Consider the following 17,352-nt stretch of genomic DNA (forward strand, 5'->3'; position numbering starts at 1 on the left):
GCAAGAATCGCAGCGGTCCGTTGCGTGAAACGAAAGACCGAGGTGAACGGGTGGCCGACGACCTTCGTGCGCTGCGTCTCTTCCTCCATCTGGCGCAGACCCTCAACTTCGGCCGCACCAGCCTGGATTGCCATGTCAGCCCGGCGACGCTCACCCGCACCGTGCAGCGTCTGGAGGCGGGGCTCGGCCACCGGCTCCTGGACCGGGGGCCGCACGGGGTCGCGCTGACCGCCGAGGGGCGGCGGTTCCAGGAGTACGCGCGCGACGCGCTGGAGCTCTGGCACACGTATCGCGACGAGCACCCGGACCCGGCCGAACTCACCGGAAGAATGGGCGTGTTCGCCACGGTGACGGCCTGTCAGGCGCTGCTTCCCGACCTTCTGGCACCGCTCCGGAAGGCCCATCCGCAGGTACGGGTGGATCTGCGTACCGGCGACGCCGCGACCGCGCTGGCCCGGCTCGACGAGGGCGAGGTCGACCTGGCCGTGGCGGGGATTCCGGCCCGGCTGCCGGCCTCGCTGGTGAGTCGCACGGTGGCCGTCACACCGCTGGTGTTCGTGACGGCGCGGCAGTCCGCGTACGACCTCGGCGGCCCGTTCGTGCTGCCGCGCGGCGGTCTGGTCCGGGAGGCGGCCGACCGCTGGTTCCGCGGCCACGGCACGGCGCCGGAGGTGGCGGCCGAGGCGGACGGGCACGAGGCGCTGCTGACGCTGGTCGCCCTGGGGTGCGGTGTCGGTGTCGTACCGAAGCTGGTCCTGGACATCAGTGCCGTACGGGACCGGGTGACGACCGTGCCCGCCGAGCCGGCGCTGGAACCGTTCCCCATCGGCCTGTGCGTCCGCCGTGCCGATCTGCGGCGCCCGCTGGTGGCCGCCGTGTGGAGTCTCGCCGCTCAGGCCTGAGCGAGCGCGGCCAGGGGGTCGTCGAGCACCGGCTGCCAAGCCAACTCGGCTGCTCCCACGAGGCTGTTGTGGTCGAGCGTGCACGGGAGGATCGGCACGCCGCCGCTCCTCCCCCACAGGCTGCGGTCGGCTACGACGGCGCGCAGCCGCTCGGGGTCGGTGTCCAGGAGTTCGCGGTGGAGGCCGCCGAGGATGATGCGGTCGGGGTTGAGGATGTTGACGAGGCCCGCGAGCCCGAGGCCGAGACGGTCCACGATCTCCTCGGCGGCGGACCGTACGGCCGTGTCCGTGTATTCCGTACGGAGCAGATCGCGCGCCTGCTGGAGCAGCGAACCCTCGGGGCCTGCTTCGCGGCCGGCCGCGGTGAGGAAGGCGAGCGGGTCGGTCTCGACGTCGAGACAGCCCCGGCTGCCGCAGTAGCAGGGGCGGCCCTCGGGGTTGACGGTGAGGTGGCCGACCTCCAGGGCGAGGCCCGAACTCCCGGTGTGCAGACGGCCGTCGAGGACGAGGGCGCCGCCGACGCCGCGGTGTCCGGTGGCCACGCAGAGGAGGTGGGCGGCGCCGCGGCCCGCGCCGTGGCGGTGTTCGGCGAGCGCGGCCAGGTTGACGTCGTTACCGGTGAACGCGGGGCCCGCGATGCCCGCGTCCCGTACCCGCTCGGCGAAGATGTCGCGGACCGGGGCGCCCGCGGGCCAGGCGAGATGGAGCGGGTTGAGGGCGGTGCCCTCGGGTTCGGCGACGGCCGACGGTACGGCAAGTCCCGCGCCCGCACAGCGGAGTCCGGTCTCGCGCAGCAGCTTCGCGCCCGCGTCGACGACCTCGCCGAGGACCTGCGCGGGGTCGGCGGAGACCGTGACGGCACCGGGCGAGGTGGCGACGATCCGGCCGCCGAGACCGACGAGCGCGGCGCGGAAACCGTCGGAGTGCACCTGGGCGGCGAGTACGACGGGGCCGCCCGGGTCGATGGAGAGCCGGTGCGAGGGCCGCCCCTGGGAGCCGGCCGGGGCGCCGGGCCTGGAGTCGACCCTGATCAGGCCGAGGGCCTCGAGCTCGGCGGCGACCGCACCCGCGGTGGCGCGGGTGACTCCGAGTTCGGCGGTGAGCACGGCGCGGGTGGGCGCGCGGCCCGTGTGGACCAGTTCGAGTGCGGGTCCGAGCGCGCTGCGACCGCGTTCCAGCCGAGTCCTGGCCGTCGTCACCTTGCCGTTCATGGAGGTGAGTCTCGCATGATCCCGGGCGAAGGAAAGCCTTCCGGTTACTCACTTGTCCGAAGTGGACAGCTACCCCTATCCTGCCTTTGTGCCGCTACTAAACAAACTACGTACGGCCGTTCCGGGGGCAACCGGTCCGGACTCCGCCACCGCCTCCCTGACCCGACTGCGCACCGCCCTGACCGCCTTCTTCGCCCTGGACGGCTTCCTGTTCGCGGGCTGGGTGGTCCGTATCCCCGCGATCAAGGACCAGACCGGAGCGTCGGCCAGCACACTGGGACTCGCCCTGCTCGGGGTCTCGGCGGGCGCCGTGATCACCATGACGCTGACCGGCCGGCTCTGCCGCCGCTTCGGCAGCCACGCGGTCACAGTCGTCTGCGCCGTCCTGCTGTCCCTCAGCATCGCGCTGCCGCCGCTGACCCATTCGGCACTCTCGCTCGGTCTGGTCCTGCTGGTCTTCGGTGCCGCGTACGGCGGTGTCAATGTGGCCATGAACAGCGCGGCCGTCGATGTGGTCGCCGCACTGCGCCGCCCGCTGATGCCGAGTTTCCACGCGGCGTTCAGCCTCGGCGGCATGGTCGGGGCGGGGCTCGGCGGACTGGTCGCGGGCGGCCTCTCCCCCACGGTTCATCTGCTGGCCCTGACCGTCGTCGGGCTCCTGATGACCGCGGCGGCCGGTCGCGTACTGCTGCGGTACGACGCCCCGTCCGCCCCCGAACAGGCCGCCGCCGAAACGGGATCGCACCGGCTCGACCGCCGCAGCAGGCGCCTGGTCCTGGTGTTCGGCATCATCGCGCTCTGTACGGCTTACGGGGAAGGGGCGTTGGCCGACTGGGGCGCGCTCCATCTGGAGCAGGACCTGCACACCCACCCGGGCGTCGCCGCCGCCGGGTACTCCGCCTTCGCCCTGGCCATGACGGCGGGCCGGCTCACCGGCACGGCCCTCCTGGAGCGGCTCGGCCAGACCCGTACGCTCGTCGCGGGCGGCTCGACCGCGGCCGTCGGCATGCTGCTCGGCGCGCTCGCACCGACGGCCTGGCTGGCGCTGCTGGGGTTCGCGGTGACCGGGCTCGGGCTGGCCAACATCTTCCCGGTGGCCGTGGCACGCGCCGGCGCCCTGGCCGGTCCGAGCGGTGTCGCCACCGCCTCCACGCTGGGGTACGGCGGCATGCTGCTCGGCCCGCCCGCCATCGGCTTCCTGGCCGACGCCTTCTCGCTGCCCCTGGCGCTGACGACCGTGGCGCTGCTCGCCGCCACCGCCGCGCTCATCGGCTTCCTCGCCCGGAGCGCGTCCCCTTCCACCGCGTAAAGCTGCTGGCAGAATCCCCGTATGGACATCGCCGATCACATCAAGTCACTCGAACGCGAGGGTCAGTTGCTGGCCGCGGCCGCCGCATCGGCGGGCACCGACGCCCCCGTGCCGACCTGCCCCGACTGGCAGGTCGACGATCTGCTGCGGCACACCGGCAGCGCGCACCGCTGGGCAACAGGATTTGTCGCGGAGGGCCACACCACGCCTCACCCCTTCGGGGTCGGCCCCGATCTCACCGGCGACGAGCTGCTCACCTGGTTCCGCGCAGGCCATACGGCGTTGATGTCGACCCTGAGTCTGGCGCCCGCGGATGTGGAGTGCTGGGCCTTCATGCCCGCACCCTCGCCGCTCGCCTTCTGGGCACGCCGCCAGGCGCACGAGACCGCCGTCCACCGCTTCGACGCAGAACTGGCCGCCGGTATACAACTCAGCCCACTGGAACCGGAGTTCGCCGCCGACGGCATCGACGAACTGCTGCGGCTCTTCCACGCCCGCACCAGGAGCCGGGTGCGCAGCGACCTTCCGAAGACCCTGCGGGTCAGGGCGAGCGACACGGGCGACGTATGGACGTGCCGACTGACCAGTGAGCCCCCGCTGACCGTTCTCGGCGAAGAGGGCGCGGCCGACTGCGAGTTGACCGGCACGGCCGCGCAGCTCTACGCGGCCCTGTGGAACCGACAGCCGCTCTCGACGGTCACCGTGACGGGCGATTCCGCGCTCGCGGAGCTGTGGGTGGAGAAGTCCGGGATCTGATCCCGCCTCTACGACCCTACGGCGTGGGCCGGAGCATCCGGGCGAGCACCGCCCGCTGCAGCGGAAGCACTTCCGCATGGCGCGCCCGGCCCTCGTCGGTGAGTACGACACGCACCCCGCGGCGGTCCTCGCTGCACATGCCCCGGCAGACCAGGCCGTCCTTCTCCAACCGGGCGATCAGCCGCGACAGCGCACTCTGGCTGAGGTGGACGCGGGCGGCGATCTCCTGGACCCGGTAGGCGGCTCCGCCGTCCTCGGCCCCGTTCTCCGACAGGACGTCCAGCACCTCGAAATCGCTGGCGCCGAGACCGTGCTGATGCAGCTCGCGGTCCAGCTCGCACTGGGTGCGGGCATGCAGCGCGAGGATGTCGCGCCATTCGTCCGCGAGGACACGCTCAGTCTTCTTCACCGCCATGTCCGCACGGTAGCAGAGTTCGGGCACTTTGTTGCATCGGAATTAAATGCACTTGCACTCGATGCATGTGCATGTACTGTTCCCCGCATGACCTCACCGCTCAACGTCCCCGCAACCCAAGAGCGTTGGAGCCCCCGCCTGTGGGGCACCCTGCTGGTGCTCTGTGCCGCGATGTTCCTCGACGCACTCGATGTCTCGATGGTCGGCGTCGCCCTGCCGTCCATCGCGAGCGACCTGAACCTCACCACCTCGACCCTGCAATGGATCGTCAGCGGCTACATCCTGGGCTACGGCGGACTGCTGCTGCTCGGCGGCCGCGCGGCCGACCTCCTCGGCCGGCGCCAGGTCTTCCTGATCGCGCTCGCCGTCTTCGCCCTGGCGTCCCTGCTCGGTGGATTCGTCGACTCGGGGCCGCTGCTGATCGCCAGCCGCTTCATCAAGGGCCTCAGCGCCGCGTTCACCGCGCCGGCCGGACTCTCGATCATCACCACGACCTTCAAGGAAGGCCCCCAGCGCAATCGCGCGCTCTCCATCTACACCACCTGCGCGGCCACCGGCTTCTCGATGGGCCTCGTCCTGTCCGGCCTGCTCACCGAGGTGAGCTGGCGCTCGACCATGCTGCTCCCCGCACCCATCGCACTTATCGCCCTGGTCTTCGGCGCGAAGCTGATCCCGCGCAGCGAGCGCGACCGTACGCACCGCGGCTACGACCTGCCGGGCGCCGTCACCGGCACGGTCTCGATGCTGCTGCTCGTCTTCACCGTCGTCCAGGCCTCCGAAGTGGGCTGGGCCTCCGCCCGTACGCTGCTCTCCTTCCTCGCCGTCGCGATCCTGCTCGCCGCGTTCGTGGTGATCGAGCAGCGCAGCAGCCATCCGCTGATCCGACTCGGCGTACTGCGCTCCGGCACCCAGGTCAGGGCCCAGCTGGGCGCGGCCGCGTTCTTCGGTTCGTACGTGGGCTTCCAGTTCATCGCCACGCAGTATCTGCAGACGGTCCTGGGCTGGTCCGCGCTGCAGACCGCGCTGGCCTTCCTCCCGGCGGGCGCGCTGGTGGCGCTGTCCTCCACGAAGGTCGGCGCGGTGGTCGACCGCTTCGGTACGCCACGGCTCATCGCGGCGGGCTTCACCTTCATGGTGGTGGGCTACGCGCTGTTCCTGCGCACCAGCCTCGACCCGAGCTACGCGGCGGTCATCCTGCCGACCATGCTGCTGATCGGCGCGGCCTGTGCGCTGACCTTCCCGTCGCTCAACATCCAGGCCACCAACGGCGTGGACGACCACGAGCAGGGCATGGTCTCGGGCCTGCTGAACACCTCGGTCCAGGTCGGCGGGGCCATCTTCCTGGCCGTCGTCACCGCCGTCATCACCTCCGACGGCAGCGCCTCCGGCTCCCCGCAGGCACTGCTCGACAGCTACCGTCCGGGTCTGGTCGTGGTGACGGTGGTCGCGCTCGCCGGACTGCTGATCACGCTGACCGGGCTGCGTACGCGGCGACCGCAGCAGCACACGGTGCTGATCGCCAAATCCGAGCCCGTCCATGAGGAGAGCACGGAGCGCGTGGCCGTACGCGACTGACCGCACGCCCCATACGAACCGGTCTGCGGCCGACGGGTGTTCCTTGCCCGTCGGCCGCACAGCTGTGAGACTTTCCCGTATGGGGAACCGAAATCAGGCCGAGCGGGACGCGATGACCGTGGAGATCGGCTACGCACTGCTCAGCGCGGCCTTCGTCGCCGGGGCCACCCTGCTGGGCATCCTCGGCCCTGCCGTCCACTTCCTCGAACCGGACGGCATCGCGCGGCAGGTCATGACCGTCACAGCCGTCTGCGCCGCGGCGCTCGTCTTCGTCGTGCGTGTCGTGTACGTCCTGTGGCGCTACCGGGGCCGCCCCGCGCCTCAGCCGATCCAGCCCGGGCGCACCAGGCCCGACTCGTAGGCGCGCACGACCAGTTGGGCCCGGTCGCGGGCACCGAGCTTGACCATCGCCCGGCTCACATGGGTCTTGGCCGTGAGCGGGCTGACCACCAGACGCCGGGCGATCTCCTCATTGGTGAGGCCGATGCCGACCAGCGCCATCACCTCCCGCTCGCGGTCGGTGAGTTCACCGAGGCCGTCCGCCGCCGCGGGCTCCTTGGAGCGGGCCGCGAACTCGGAGATCAGCCTGCGGGTCACGCCGGGCGAGAGCAGTGCGTCGCCCTCGACCACCGCACGCACCGCACGGATCAGCTCCTCCGGTTCGGTGTCCTTGACCAGGAATCCCGAGGCGCCTGCGCGGATCGCCTCGAAGACGTACTCGTCGAGCTCGAAGGTGGTGAGCATGACCACCTTCACCCCGTCGAGCTTCTCGTCGCCCGTGATCCGGCGGGTGGCGGCGAGACCGTCGAGCACCGGCATGCGGATGTCCATCAGCACGACGTCGGGGCGGAGTTCGGTGACGAGACGCACGGCCTCGTCGCCGTCGGCGGCCTCCCCGATCACCTCGATGTCGGCCTGCGCGCCGAGGAGCGCCCGGAATCCGGCACGGACCAGGGACTGGTCGTCGGCCAGCAGTACACGGATCACAGCGACTCCTTCGACGCGGCGGCCAGCGGGATGACGGCCTCGACCCGGAAACCGCCGTCCGGGCGCGTGCCCGCCTCGATCGTGCCACCGAGAGCGGCGGCCCGCTCCCGCATTCCGATCAGTCCGTTTCCGCTGCCTCCCGCATCCCCGCCGGTGGACGGGCCCTTGTCGTCGATACGGAGCCCGAGGCGGCCCGGGGCGTAGTCGAGTCTGACGTGCGCGGTACGCGAACCGGAGTGGCGGACCACATTGGTCAGGGCCTCCTGCACGATCCGGAAGGCGGCGAGATCGGCACCGGGCGGGAGCTGCGTCACGGTGCCGGCCCGCTCGACCTCCACGGTCAGCCCGGCGCCCGAGGCCTGCTCGACGAGTTCGGGGAGCCGGTCGAGTCCGGGGGCGGGTGCCCGGGGAGCCTCACCGGGGGCGCGCAGGGTGTCGAGGACCTGGCGGACCTCCCCGAGCGCCTCCTTGCTGGCGGCCTTGATGGTGGTGAGGGCGGACCTCGCCTGCTCGGGGTCTGCGTCGAGCAGGGCAAGTCCCATACCGGCCTGGACGTTGATGACCGAGATGGAGTGGGCGAGGACGTCGTGGAGTTCACGGGCGATGCGCAGCCGCTCCTCGTCGGCGCGGCGCTTTTCGGCGGCTGCGCGCTCGGCGCGGGCGTGGGCCCACTGTTCGCGCCGTACGCGGGCGAGTTCGGAGGCCGCGACGATGGCGACCACCCAGGCGAGCACCACCAACTCCTGACCCCAGGGCGGGGAGGTGTCGCCGGTGGGCGGCAGCCAGCGGTAGAGCCAGTGGGCGACCAGCAGATGTCCGGCCCAGAGCATGCCGACGGCCGACCAGGCGGCGCGGCGGTGCCCGGCGACGATCGCGGCGAAGCAGCCGACGGCGACGGTGAGGAAGACCGGGCCGTAGGCGTAACCGGCGCCGAGGTAGATCATCGCGGTGCCGGCCGTACCGAAGGCCACCAGGACGGGGTGGCGGTGGCGGACGAGGAGCAGGGCCGTGCCGGCGAACAGCAGCAGCCGCGCGAAGACGTCCAGCGGTGAACGGTCGGCCGCCTGACTGTGCGAGGCGAACGTCGAGCCCGCCTGCACGAAGAGGGTGAGCGCCAGGGTGGACACCCAGGGCAGCCGGTCGTGGGAGTCCCGGGCCCACGGCGGCTGCCAACGCGGCGGTCCGCCCCAGGTGTGTGCTCGCTGCTCTTCCATGTCCGTAACGCTAGACCGGTGGGGCGGCCGGGGCGTCAGCCCGGCGTGGTGATCAGTCCTACTCCCCGCGGAGTAGGCCCACGGTCTGGGCGAGTCCCTCGGCGGCCTGCGCGAAGAAGGCGTCGCGGTCCTCGACGACCCGGTTGAACTGACCGAAGACCTCGAAGGAGACGAGCCCGAAGAGCTGCGCCCATACCGTGGCCATGGCAAGGGCGGCGGCGGGCGGAAGGTCGGGGGCGATGTCGGCGGCGAGCCGCTCGGCCTCCGGGCGTACGGCGTCGGGCAGCGGCGCGAGGGCGAGGCCTTCGGCGCGGTGGGCGTCGCGGACGACGGAGATGAGGGCGAGGGCGACCCGGCCGGCGGGGACCACGGTGTCCTGGGGGGCGGTGTAGCCGGGGACGGGCGAGCCGTAGATCAGGGCGTACTCGTGGGGGTGGGCCAGCGCCCAGGTCCGGACCGCCGTGCAGACGGCCGACCACTGGGAGCGGTGGCCGGAGCGCGACGCTTTCGCCAGTGCGGTCTCGGCGGCTTCGCCCACGGCGTCGTACGCGTCGACGATGAGCGCGGTCAGCAGTTCGTCGCGGCTGGGGAAGTAGCGGTAGAGCGCGGAGGAGACCATGCCCAGTTCACGGGCGACCGCGCGCAGCGAGAGTTTCGCGGCGCCCTCGGCGGCCAGCTGACTGCGCGCCTCGTCCTTGATGGCTGCGGTCACTTCGATACGGGCGCGGGCGCGGGCTCCTCGAATGGTGCTCATGGAACACAGTCTGCCAGATTTCAGAGCACTGCCCAATAACGAGAGCAGTGCTCTTGCTTTGGAGCACCGATCGGGTGCAGACTGCTCTCAAGCGAGAGCAGTGCTCACAAAACAGGGAGTGGTCATGTCCGCACACGTTCGGAAGCCCGGCTGGTTCACGATCAACGTCCTCAACCGGACCGTCACCTGGATGACACGGCGCGGCCTCAGCGTCTGGGGATCGCGGGTGCTGGCCGTGCGCGGCCGCAAGAGCGGTGAGTGGCGGCGTACGCCGGTCAACCTGCTCACCCTGGACGGTCAGCAGTACCTGGTCGCACCCCGCGGCCACGTCCAGTGGACCCACAACATGCGCGCAGCGGGCGGCGGCGAACTCCACCTCGGCAAGAAGGCGGACACCTTCACCGCCGTCGAGGTCGGCGACGACGACAAGCCCGACATCCTGCGCGCCTACCTCAAGCGCTGGAAGGCGGAGGTCGGGATCTTCTTCAACGGCGTCGGCCCCGACTCCACCGCCGAGGAACTGCGCCGCATCGCCCCCGACCACCCCGTCTTCCGCATCACCGTGCAGAGCTGACTAGTCGCGGTCCAACGCCGACAGGGCGCGCTGCGCCAGCGGATGAGTCCGCACCAGCTCACCCAGCGACGTCGCACCACGGGTGATGTCGGCGAACGCGTTCCATGCGGGCCGCAGACTTGTGATCGCCAGGTGCAGCAGCATCGGACGGCGCTCGAAGGCCGCCAGCATCCGCCGCCCCACCGCCATCTCCACACCGAGCCCGGCCTTGATGGCGAAGGCGTAGTTCAGCGCCTGGCGCCGGGCGTCGACCGCGTCGTGCGACTCGGCGACCTTCACCGCCCACTCCCCCGCGAGCCGGCCCGAACGCAGGGCGAAGGAGATCCCCTCCCGCGTCCACGGCTCCAGCAGCCCGGCAGCGTCCCCGCACACCAGCACCCGGCCGCGTGACAGCGGCGAGTCGTCGCTGCGGCACCGCGTGAGATGTCCGGAGGAGACGGCGGGCTCGAACCCGGCGAGCCCGAGGCGTGCGACGAAGTCCTCCATGTACCGCTTGGTGGCGGCGCCTTCGCCGCGCGCGGAGATCACACCGACGGTCAGGGTGTCGCCCTTGGGGAACACCCACCCGTAACTCCCGGGAATGGGACCCCAGTCGATGAGCACCCGCCCCGCCCAGTCCTCGGCGACGGTCGCCGGCACCGGGATCTCCGCCTCCAGACCGAGGTCCACCTGGTCGAGCTTCACCCCGACATGCGCCCCTATGCGGCTGGCACTGCCGTCGGCTCCGACAACGGCCCTGGCCAGTACGGTCTCGCCGTCGGAGAGCACCACGGCGACGGTCCGCCGGTCCGGTACGGACGAGCCGTGCTGCTCGACCCTCGACACCGTGGCCCCGGTGCGCAGTTCGGCGCCGGCCTTCTGCGCCGCCTCTACCAGACCCTGGTCGAACTCGGGCCGGTTGATCAGCCCGAAGAGCATCTGCTTCGACCGGCGGGTGCGCGTCAGCTTTCCGTTCATGGAGAAGGTGACGGCGTGCACCCGGTCCCGCAACGGCAGTTCGAAGCCGGGCGGCAGGGAGTCGCGCGAGGGGCCGATGATTCCACCGCCGCACGTCTTGTAGCGCGGCAGTTCGGCCTTCTCCAAGAGGAGCACCCGCCGTCCCGCGACTGCCGCCGCATGGGCGGCCGAGGCCCCCGCGGGCCCTGCGCCGACCACGACGACGTCCCAGACGGACAGGTCGTTCTCCGTGCCCGCGTCTGCGTTCTCGCTGCTCACGATGTGCTGCTGCTCCTGATCCGACCAGTGGCCCGTGCTGTCGACGGCATCCTACGGCGCGGTGTCGCTCGATCCCGCTGTGGGAGGATCGATCTCACCTTCGTCGTACAAACACGTACACGTAATCCAACGTCGCACCCACGAGGAGCGTGCCCATGACCGCGAATCCGATTGCCGAGACCATTGCCTCGCTGATGCCCCGCGCCCAGGCGGAGCTCGCCGAGCTGGTGGCGTTCCAGTCGGTGGCGGACGTGGCCGTGGCCCCGAAGAGCGAGTGCGAGGCCGCCGCGAACTGGGTGGCGGACGCCCTGCGCACCGAGGGTTTCCAGGACGTCGCCCTCCTCGACACCCCGGACGGCACCCAGTCGGTGTACGGCTTCCTGCCCGGCCCCGAAGGCGCGCCGACCGTACTTCTCTACGCCCACTACGACGTACAGCCGATGCTCGACGAGGCCGCCTGGATCTCCCCGCCCTTCGAGCTGACCGAGCGCAACGGCCGCTGGTACGGGCGCGGTGCCGCCGACTGCAAGGGCGGCGTGATCATGCACCTGCTCGCGCTGCGCGCCCTCAAGGCCAACGGCGGCATCCCGGTCTCCGTGAAGGTGATCGTGGAGGGCTCGGAGGAGCAGGGCACCGGCGGTCTCGAGCGGTACGCGGAGGCGCACCCCGAGCTCCTGGCAGCCGACTCCATCGTGATCGGCGACGCGGGCAACTTCCGCGTCGGTCTGCCCACCGTCACGGCGACGCTGCGCGGCATGACGATGATCCGGGTCACCCTGGACACCCTCGAAGGCAATCTGCACTCGGGCCAGTTCGGCGGCGCGGCCCCCGACGCGCTGGCCGCGCTCATCCGCGTACTGGACTCGCTGCGCGCGGAGGACGGTTCCACGGTCGTCGACGGTCTGGCCGCGGACGCGGACTGGGACGGCCTGGCGTACCCGGAGGCCGACTTCCGCAAGGACGCGAAGGTCCTCGACGGGGTGCACCTGATCGGCAACGGCACGGTGGCGGACCGCATTTGGGCCCGTCCCGCCGTCACCGTGATCGGCATCGACTGCTCGCCGGTGGCCGGCGCCACGCCGTCCGTCCCGGCCAGCGCGCGCGCCCAGATCAGCCTGCGGGTGCCGCCCGGCCAGGACGCCGCGGAGGCCACGAAGCTACTGTTCGCGCACATCGAGAAGCACACCCCGTGGGGTGCGCGGGTCTCCTTCGAGCAGGTCGGCCAGGGCCAGGCCTTCCAGGCGGACACCTCCAGCCCGGCGTACACCTCGATGGCCGAGGCCATGCGGATCGCCTACCCCGGCCAGGAGATGCAGTCCTCGGGCATGGGCGGCTCCATCCCGCTCTGCAACACCCTCGCCGCGCTCTACCCGGAGTCGGAGATCCTGCTGATCGGCCTCAGCGAGCCGGAGGCACAGATCCACGCGGTGAACGAGAGCGTCTCGCCGGAGGAGCTGGAGCGCCTCTCGGTCGCCGAGGCCTACTTCCTCGTCAACTACGCGCAGTCCAAGCTGGGTTAAGCGGTCAGCGAAGATCCGTGCGGCGGGCGGACGCAGCTCGTTACGTTCGCCGCATGGACCTCGTCGAAGTTCTCCCCCGCCTCCATCTCCTCCGCTTCCCCATCGGCCAGGCCTACCTCTGGCGCGACGGCGAGGAGCTGACGCTGGTCGACGCGGGCCACGCGGACGGCGCGCCCGCGATCGAGGACGCGATACGGAGCCTGGGCCTCGACCCGCACCGCCTCCGCCGGATCGTCCTCACCCACTGCCACCGCGACCACGTCGGCGCGGCGGGAGAACTCGCCGGCCGGTACGGCGCCGAGATCCTCGCTCACCGCCTGGACGCCCCCGTCGTCCGCGGCGATGCGCCCGTCCCCGAACCCGTGCTGCTCGACTGGGAGATCCCGCTGTACGAGCACGGGCTGACCGTGCCGGTCGCCCCGCCCACCCGGGTGGACCGGGAACTGGAGGACGGCGACGACCTCGGCTTCGGCGACGGCGCCCGCGTCGTCCACGCCCCCGGCCACACGGACGGCTCCATCGCCGTCCATCTCCCGCACCACGGCGTGCTGTTCACGGGTGACGCGATCGCCGCGGTGGGGCAGGTGATGCTGGGCGTCTTCAACACCGACCGCCCCCGCGCCCTCGCCTCGTACCGCCGCCTGGCCGCTCTCGCGCCGGCGACGGTCTGCTTCGGTCACGGCGATCCCATGACCGAGGACGCGGCGAAGGTCCTGCGCGCCTCAGCCGACCGGGACGCCGGCCTCGAGGTTGATCACGGCTGACCGCTCGCGGGCCCGCAGCGCCCAGCGCAGCCGCTCGAAGCGGTTGGGCGGCAGCATCCCGGCCGCCTCCTCCTCGGTGACGAACCGCCAGCCGCGCAGCTCGGGGCCCGGCAGCGACAACCCCGCGGCCTCGGCGGGGCTCAGCAGCCCGCCGTCGAACAGCAGCCGCATCCCGCCGAACGCGGGCGGCCGCGGCGGCTCCCAGTCCACCACCAACAGCCTTGGCACCCGGTCGAGTTGTATCCCCACCTCCTCGGCCACCTCACGTATCCCCGCACGGGCGGGCGCCTCGCCCCGCTCCACTATTCCGCCGGGGAACTCCCAGCCGGGCTTGTACGTGGGGTCGACGAGCAGCACCCTGTCCTGCTCGTCGAAGAGGAGGACCCCGGCGGCGACGGTCTCCCCGGTCGGCTCGGGCGTCTGGACGATCTCGCAGATCCCGGCCGCCCCGGTCCGTACCGCCTCGGCGACGAGTTCTGCGGTCGCGGCCGGAGTGAGCGTGCTGTTGTCGATCACAAGGGCGTCGTCGCGGAGCCAGCCGAGTGCCGTGCGGTACGGCTCGATGTGGTCGTACGCCCACTGCCGTACGCGCTCACTGCCCTCGGGGTCGCCCTCCAACTCCTCGCGGGCGGCGATGCGTTGGCGCAGGATCGTTTCGTCAGTTGTCAGCAGCACATGCCGGACCGGAATGCGGCGGGCCGCCAGCGACCCGAAGATCTCGTCCCGGTACTCCTGCCTCAGCAGCGTCATCGGCACCACGAGCACCCCGCCCACCTCGGCGAGCAGCGCCGCGGCCGCGTCGACCACCATGCGCCGCCAGATCGGCAGGTCCTGGTAGTCGGTGACCTCCGCGAGCCGCTTCTGCGGCAGCAGGAAGCGCAGCGCCCCGCCGATCACCTCGGGGTCGTAGAAGGTGCTGTTCGGGATCAGATCGATCAGTTCTCGCGCGGCCGTGGTCTTGCCCGCACTGAACGCACCGTTGACCCAGACGATCACGGTTCCCCCCTCATCCGTAGCCCCCTGTGGCTTGCCCGCAACACCCTGCCACGGAAACGCGTGCCGGGCAGGTACTGCCGTACGGAACAGCTCACGGCCTGATCAGGCGCATCACGGTGACCCCCGCGTGCCGCGCGGTGGTGCCCTGCTCCACCTCGGCGGCCAGTTCCCCCAGCTCACCGGCGGCCAGCGCCGCTCCTGCCTGTCCCCGCAGCGCGGGGGCCAGCGGGGACGACTGGACGGGGGTGTCGTCGTCACCGGGCAGTACGAGCAGCAGGGCGCTGGGGCGGGCGGCGCTGCCGACATGGCCGACGACGACCGCGTCGCGCGGCTCGGAGTGGCGCAGTTTGCTCCAGGCGCGGGTGCCGCCCCGGTAGGGCTGGTCGAGCCGTTTGGCGACGAGGCCCTCGATGCCGGTGGCGGGCAGGGTGTCGTACCAGAGGGCGGCCGTGGCGGGGGCCGTGGTCATGGGGACGGGCTGCAGGGGCGGGCCGAGCGGGGTGAGCAGCGCGACGAGTTGTTCGCGCCGCAGCTCGTACGGCCGGGTCCGCAGATCCGTGCCGCCCTCCTCGAGCAGGTCGAAGGCGGCGTACGAGGCCGGGAGGCTTACGGCGAGGGCTGCCGCCTGCGTTGCCGAGGCGGAGGCGCGGTGCTGGACGGCGGCGAAGTCGGTGCGCCCGTCGGTCCAGACGACGACCTCGCCGTCCAGGACCGTGCCGGCGGGCAGTTCCCGGGCGGCGGCGACGAGGTCGGGGAAGGCGCCGGTGACGTTACGCCCGGACCGGGCCTGCAGGACCACGTCCTCGCCCCGGATCACCACCATGCGGTGGCCGTCGAACTTCGGCTCGTACGCCCATCCGCCACTGTCAGGCAGGGTCCGTACGGTGGCGGCGAGCGCCACGTCGACGGGCTGCTTCACGGCAGGGGCCTGGCGCGATTGAGGTTGATGAGGGGCCCGAGGAGGTCGCCGTACCGCTCCAGGCGCGGCTTGATGTCGTCCATGAGGAAGGTCAGCTCCTCGACGGTGCGGCAGTCGCGGACCTCGTCCCAGGTGACGGGCGTGGAGACGGTCGGCTCGGGCCGGGCGCGCAGGGTGTAGGCGGAAGCGGTGGTCTTCGCGGCGGCGTTCTGGCTGTAGTCGACAAAGACCTTTCCGGGGCGCTGGGCCCGGGCCATCGTGTGGACGACCAGGCCGGGCAGATCGGCCTCCGCCTCGATCGCGATGGCCTTCGCGTACGCGCTCACGTCGTCGGAAGGAGTGGGCTCGAGCGGGACGAGCACATGCAGCCCCTTGGACCCGCTGGTCTTGGCGTACGAGTGCAGTCCGTCGGCCGCCAGGCGCTCGCGCAGCCACATCGCCACTGTGCAGCACTCGACGACCGTGGCGGGTGCGCCGGGGTCCAGGTCCAGGACCAGGCGGTCGGCGACGCCCGGGGTGTCCGCCTGCCACTGCGGCGCATGGAATTCGACGACCAGATTCGCGGCCCACATCAGGGTGGACACGTCCTGTACGAGGACCTGACGTGCGGTTTTCCCGCCGGAACGCGGCACCTCGGCGCTGCGGACCCACGACGGCGCCCCCGGCGGGACGTTCTTGGTGAAGAAATGCTGGCCGTCCGGCCCGTTGGGATAGCGCAGAAAGGAGACCGGCCGGTTGTAGAGATGGGCGAGAAGGGACCCCGCGGTGGTGGCGCAGTAGTGGAGGACTTCGCCCTTGGTGGTGCCCGTGGACGGGTACAGGACCTTGTCCAGGTTGCTGAGCGCCAGGCGTCGCCCCTCCACCTCAGTCATCGGCGGCATACCATGAGAATCCCACGATTCAGGACATATCGGCCCGTCGGGTAGGAGAAATCGTGCGATCCATATGGAACGGCGCCATCTCGTTCGGCCTGGTCAGCATCCCTATCAAGCTCGTGAACGCCACCGAGAACCACTCCATCGGCTTCAAGATGATCCACACCGCCGACGGAGGCCGCATCCGCTACCGGAAGGTGTGCGAGCTGGACGAGGAGGAGGTGGCGTCCGCCGACATCGGCAAGGGGTACGAGGACGCCGACGGCTCGATCATCCCGATCACGGAGCAGGACCTGGCCACGCTGCCGCTGCCGACCGCCAAGACCATCGAGATCGTCTCCTTCGCCCCGGCCGCCTCGATCGATCCGCTCCAGATGAGCTCGGCGTACTACCTCGTCGCGAACGGCGTCCCCGCCGCGAAGCCGTACACGCTGTTGCGCGAGGCGCTGAAGCGCAGCGAGAAGGTGGGCGTCGCGAAGTTCGCCCTGCACGGGCGCGAGCGGCTCGGGATGCTGCGCGTGGTCGACGACGTGATCGCGATGCACGGTCTGCTCTGGCCCGACGAGATCCGTACGCCCGACGGGGTCGCGCCCGAGTCCGAGGTGACGGTCAGCGATGCCGAACTCGACCTGGCGGACACCCTGATGAGCACGCTCGGCGAGGTGGAGATGGCCTCGTTGCGCGACGGCTACCGCGAGGCCGTGGAGGCCATGGTCGCGGCGAAGACCTCCGACGGTGAGGCGGAGACGGAGTCCGCCGGAGCGGCATCCGGCGGCAAGGTCATCGACCTGATGGCCGCGCTGGAGAACAGTGTGCGCCAGGCGAAGGAGTCTCGCGGCGACGGGGACTCGGCGCCGGCCAAGGTCACGGCGCTGCGCCCCGGCCAGAAGAAGTCGACCCCGAAGAAGGCCGCGGCAAAGAAGACGGCCGCGAAGAAGACGGCGACGAAGCGGACTCCGGCCAAGAAGGCGCCCGCGGCGAAGAAGCGCGCATCGGCCTGAGACATCCGTAGCGGTACTGTTGCCCGCCCCGCAGCAACGAATCGCCCACCCCAGGGCGTCCTTCCCTGTGAGTCCTTCCGCGGGGGAAGGGGAGACCGTGACGCACGCACACGGCATCTCGTTGGGTTCTCCAGCACCGGAAAACCCGAGTGGGACAGAGGAGTTGGGCATGAACCGCATGGTGGTGCAGAAGTTTCCGGCCGGAGGCCCGCGCGGCAGCTGGCCCGCGGAGGAGTTCGCCGCGGCGCAGCGCGCGCAGGGGCGCCCGGTCGAGGTCGTGATGGACCTCGACGCGGATGCGTTCCTCGTGGTCGCGCGGCAGCTGGAGCCCGTGGAGTAGCCGAACCTGTTCCGCCGCAAGCCCC

At 71.3% G+C, this 17,352-nt stretch carries 19 protein-coding genes; 10 read left to right on the forward strand and 9 right to left on the reverse strand.

The features are described from left to right. The first annotated feature begins 50 nt into the window (after positions 1-50). Complete coding sequence (gene ilvY, locus OG707_RS01700; RefSeq protein WP_329113525.1) at positions 51-902, forward strand: HTH-type transcriptional activator IlvY; 852 nt, start codon at positions 51-53, stop codon at positions 900-902. On the opposite strand, the gene OG707_RS01705 is transcribed toward ilvY, so the two are convergent. Beyond that, on the reverse strand, positions 893-2,113 hold the full coding sequence (locus OG707_RS01705) for an ROK family protein (protein ID WP_329113527.1): 1,221 nt from the start codon (positions 2,111-2,113) through the stop codon (positions 893-895). The genes ilvY and OG707_RS01705 overlap by 10 nt on opposite strands. A gap of 88 nt (positions 2,114-2,201) precedes the next feature. On the opposite strand from OG707_RS01705, the gene OG707_RS01710 reads away from it, so the two are divergent. After that, entirely contained in the window at positions 2,202-3,422 is a 1,221-nt protein-coding gene (locus OG707_RS01710; protein WP_329113529.1) for an MFS transporter, read from the forward strand. A gap of 21 nt (positions 3,423-3,443) precedes the next feature. Next, positions 3,444-4,178, forward strand: coding sequence for a maleylpyruvate isomerase family mycothiol-dependent enzyme (locus tag OG707_RS01715; protein WP_329113531.1), 735 nt, complete (start codon positions 3,444-3,446; stop codon positions 4,176-4,178). Positions 4,179-4,194: 16 nt separating this feature from the next. On the opposite strand, the gene OG707_RS01720 is transcribed toward OG707_RS01715, so the two are convergent. Continuing rightward, on the reverse strand, positions 4,195-4,593 hold the full coding sequence (locus OG707_RS01720; protein WP_329113533.1) for a MarR family winged helix-turn-helix transcriptional regulator: 399 nt from the start codon (positions 4,591-4,593) through the stop codon (positions 4,195-4,197). Positions 4,594-4,680: 87 nt separating this feature from the next. On the opposite strand from OG707_RS01720, the gene OG707_RS01725 reads away from it, so the two are divergent. Together OG707_RS01725 and OG707_RS01730 are read left to right on the forward strand one after the other, a co-directional pair. Beyond that, complete coding sequence (locus OG707_RS01725) at positions 4,681-6,168, forward strand: MFS transporter (protein WP_329113534.1); 1,488 nt, start codon at positions 4,681-4,683, stop codon at positions 6,166-6,168. Between the two features lie 79 nt (positions 6,169-6,247). Next, positions 6,248-6,529, forward strand: a complete 282-nt coding sequence (locus OG707_RS01730; RefSeq protein WP_329113536.1) for a DUF6332 family protein — start codon at positions 6,248-6,250, stop codon at positions 6,527-6,529. On the opposite strand, the gene OG707_RS01735 is transcribed toward OG707_RS01730, so the two are convergent. The 3 genes from OG707_RS01735 to OG707_RS01745 are packed head-to-tail and all read right to left on the reverse strand — an operon-like array spanning position 6,490 to position 9,123. Continuing rightward, entirely contained in the window at positions 6,490-7,155 is a 666-nt protein-coding gene (locus OG707_RS01735) for a response regulator transcription factor (protein WP_329113539.1), read from the reverse strand. The genes OG707_RS01730 and OG707_RS01735 overlap by 40 nt on opposite strands. Beyond that, positions 7,152-8,369, reverse strand: coding sequence for a sensor histidine kinase (locus tag OG707_RS01740; protein WP_329113541.1), 1,218 nt, complete (start codon positions 8,367-8,369; stop codon positions 7,152-7,154). The genes OG707_RS01735 and OG707_RS01740 overlap by 4 nt, the downstream gene beginning before the upstream one ends. Positions 8,370-8,427: 58 nt before the next feature. After that, the gene (locus tag OG707_RS01745) at positions 8,428-9,123 is read right to left on the reverse strand and encodes a TetR/AcrR family transcriptional regulator (protein ID WP_329113543.1); all 696 of its coding nucleotides are present in this window, start codon (positions 9,121-9,123) and stop codon (positions 8,428-8,430) included. 124 nt (positions 9,124-9,247) lie between these two features. Between OG707_RS01745 and OG707_RS01750 the strand changes: the two genes are divergently transcribed. Then, entirely contained in the window at positions 9,248-9,697 is a 450-nt protein-coding gene (locus OG707_RS01750; RefSeq protein ID WP_329113545.1) for a nitroreductase family deazaflavin-dependent oxidoreductase, read from the forward strand. Here the strand turns inward: OG707_RS01750 and OG707_RS01755 are convergent, their stop codons facing one another. Continuing rightward, a complete protein-coding gene (locus OG707_RS01755; protein WP_329113548.1) occupies positions 9,698-10,912 on the reverse strand; it encodes a geranylgeranyl reductase family protein in 1,215 nt (404 codons plus the stop codon). A gap of 155 nt (positions 10,913-11,067) precedes the next feature. Between OG707_RS01755 and OG707_RS01760 the strand changes: the two genes are divergently transcribed. Both OG707_RS01760 and OG707_RS01765 read left to right on the forward strand, forming a co-directional pair. Beyond that, on the forward strand, positions 11,068-12,432 hold the full coding sequence (locus OG707_RS01760) for a dipeptidase (RefSeq protein ID WP_329113550.1): 1,365 nt from the start codon (positions 11,068-11,070) through the stop codon (positions 12,430-12,432). Positions 12,433-12,485: 53 nt separating this feature from the next. Continuing rightward, positions 12,486-13,196: an MBL fold metallo-hydrolase gene (locus tag OG707_RS01765; protein WP_329113552.1), complete on the forward strand. Its 711-nt coding sequence runs from the start codon at positions 12,486-12,488 to the stop codon at positions 13,194-13,196. Here the strand turns inward: OG707_RS01765 and OG707_RS01770 are convergent. The 3 genes from OG707_RS01770 to ligD all read right to left on the reverse strand — a co-directional run bounded on the left by OG707_RS01770 (position 13,155) and on the right by ligD (position 15,992). Beyond that, positions 13,155-14,192, reverse strand: coding sequence for an NUDIX hydrolase (locus OG707_RS01770; protein ID WP_329113554.1), 1,038 nt, complete (start codon positions 14,190-14,192; stop codon positions 13,155-13,157). The two genes, OG707_RS01765 and OG707_RS01770, sit on opposite strands and share 42 nt — an antisense overlap. Positions 14,193-14,283: 91 nt before the next feature. Continuing rightward, a complete protein-coding gene (locus OG707_RS01775; protein WP_329113556.1) occupies positions 14,284-15,111 on the reverse strand; it encodes an ATP-dependent DNA ligase in 828 nt (275 codons plus the stop codon). Further along, on the reverse strand, positions 15,108-15,992 hold the full coding sequence (gene ligD / locus OG707_RS01780) for a non-homologous end-joining DNA ligase (protein ID WP_329113559.1): 885 nt from the start codon (positions 15,990-15,992) through the stop codon (positions 15,108-15,110). Before ligD ends, OG707_RS01775 begins: the two co-directional genes overlap by 4 nt. 53 nt (positions 15,993-16,045) lie before the next feature. On the opposite strand from ligD, the gene ku reads away from it, so the two are divergent. Both ku and OG707_RS01790 read left to right on the forward strand, forming a co-directional pair. Next, positions 16,046-16,987: a non-homologous end joining protein Ku gene (gene ku, locus OG707_RS01785; protein WP_329113561.1), complete on the forward strand. Its 942-nt coding sequence runs from the start codon at positions 16,046-16,048 to the stop codon at positions 16,985-16,987. 169 nt (positions 16,988-17,156) lie between these two features. Further along, positions 17,157-17,327, forward strand: coding sequence for a hypothetical protein (locus OG707_RS01790; RefSeq protein ID WP_329113563.1), 171 nt, complete (start codon positions 17,157-17,159; stop codon positions 17,325-17,327). The last annotated feature ends 25 nt before the right edge of the window (positions 17,328-17,352 follow it).

This window comes from Streptomyces sp. NBC_01465 (assembly GCF_036227325.1).
Classification (GTDB): Bacteria; Actinomycetota; Actinomycetes; order Streptomycetales; family Streptomycetaceae; genus Streptomyces.

Coding starts and splice junctions, on each gene's coding strand:
- OG707_RS01705 (WP_329113527.1), bottom strand. CDS start 2,113: ATGAACGGCAAGGTGACGACGGCCAGGACTCGGCTGGAACGCGGTCGC.
- OG707_RS01715 (WP_329113531.1), top strand. CDS start 3,444: ATGGACATCGCCGATCACATCAAGTCACTCGAACGCGAGGGTCAGTTG.
- OG707_RS01720 (WP_329113533.1), bottom strand. CDS start 4,593: ATGGCGGTGAAGAAGACTGAGCGTGTCCTCGCGGACGAATGGCGCGAC.
- OG707_RS01725 (WP_329113534.1), top strand. CDS start 4,681: ATGACCTCACCGCTCAACGTCCCCGCAACCCAAGAGCGTTGGAGCCCC.
- OG707_RS01730 (WP_329113536.1), top strand. CDS start 6,248: ATGGGGAACCGAAATCAGGCCGAGCGGGACGCGATGACCGTGGAGATC.
- OG707_RS01740 (WP_329113541.1), bottom strand. CDS start 8,369: ATGGAAGAGCAGCGAGCACACACCTGGGGCGGACCGCCGCGTTGGCAG.
- OG707_RS01745 (WP_329113543.1), bottom strand. CDS start 9,123: ATGAGCACCATTCGAGGAGCCCGCGCCCGCGCCCGTATCGAAGTGACC.
- OG707_RS01750 (WP_329113545.1), top strand. CDS start 9,248: ATGTCCGCACACGTTCGGAAGCCCGGCTGGTTCACGATCAACGTCCTC.
- OG707_RS01760 (WP_329113550.1), top strand. CDS start 11,068: ATGACCGCGAATCCGATTGCCGAGACCATTGCCTCGCTGATGCCCCGC.
- OG707_RS01765 (WP_329113552.1), top strand. CDS start 12,486: ATGGACCTCGTCGAAGTTCTCCCCCGCCTCCATCTCCTCCGCTTCCCC.
- ligD (WP_329113559.1), bottom strand. CDS start 15,992: ATGCCGCCGATGACTGAGGTGGAGGGGCGACGCCTGGCGCTCAGCAAC.
- OG707_RS01790 (WP_329113563.1), top strand. CDS start 17,157: ATGAACCGCATGGTGGTGCAGAAGTTTCCGGCCGGAGGCCCGCGCGGC.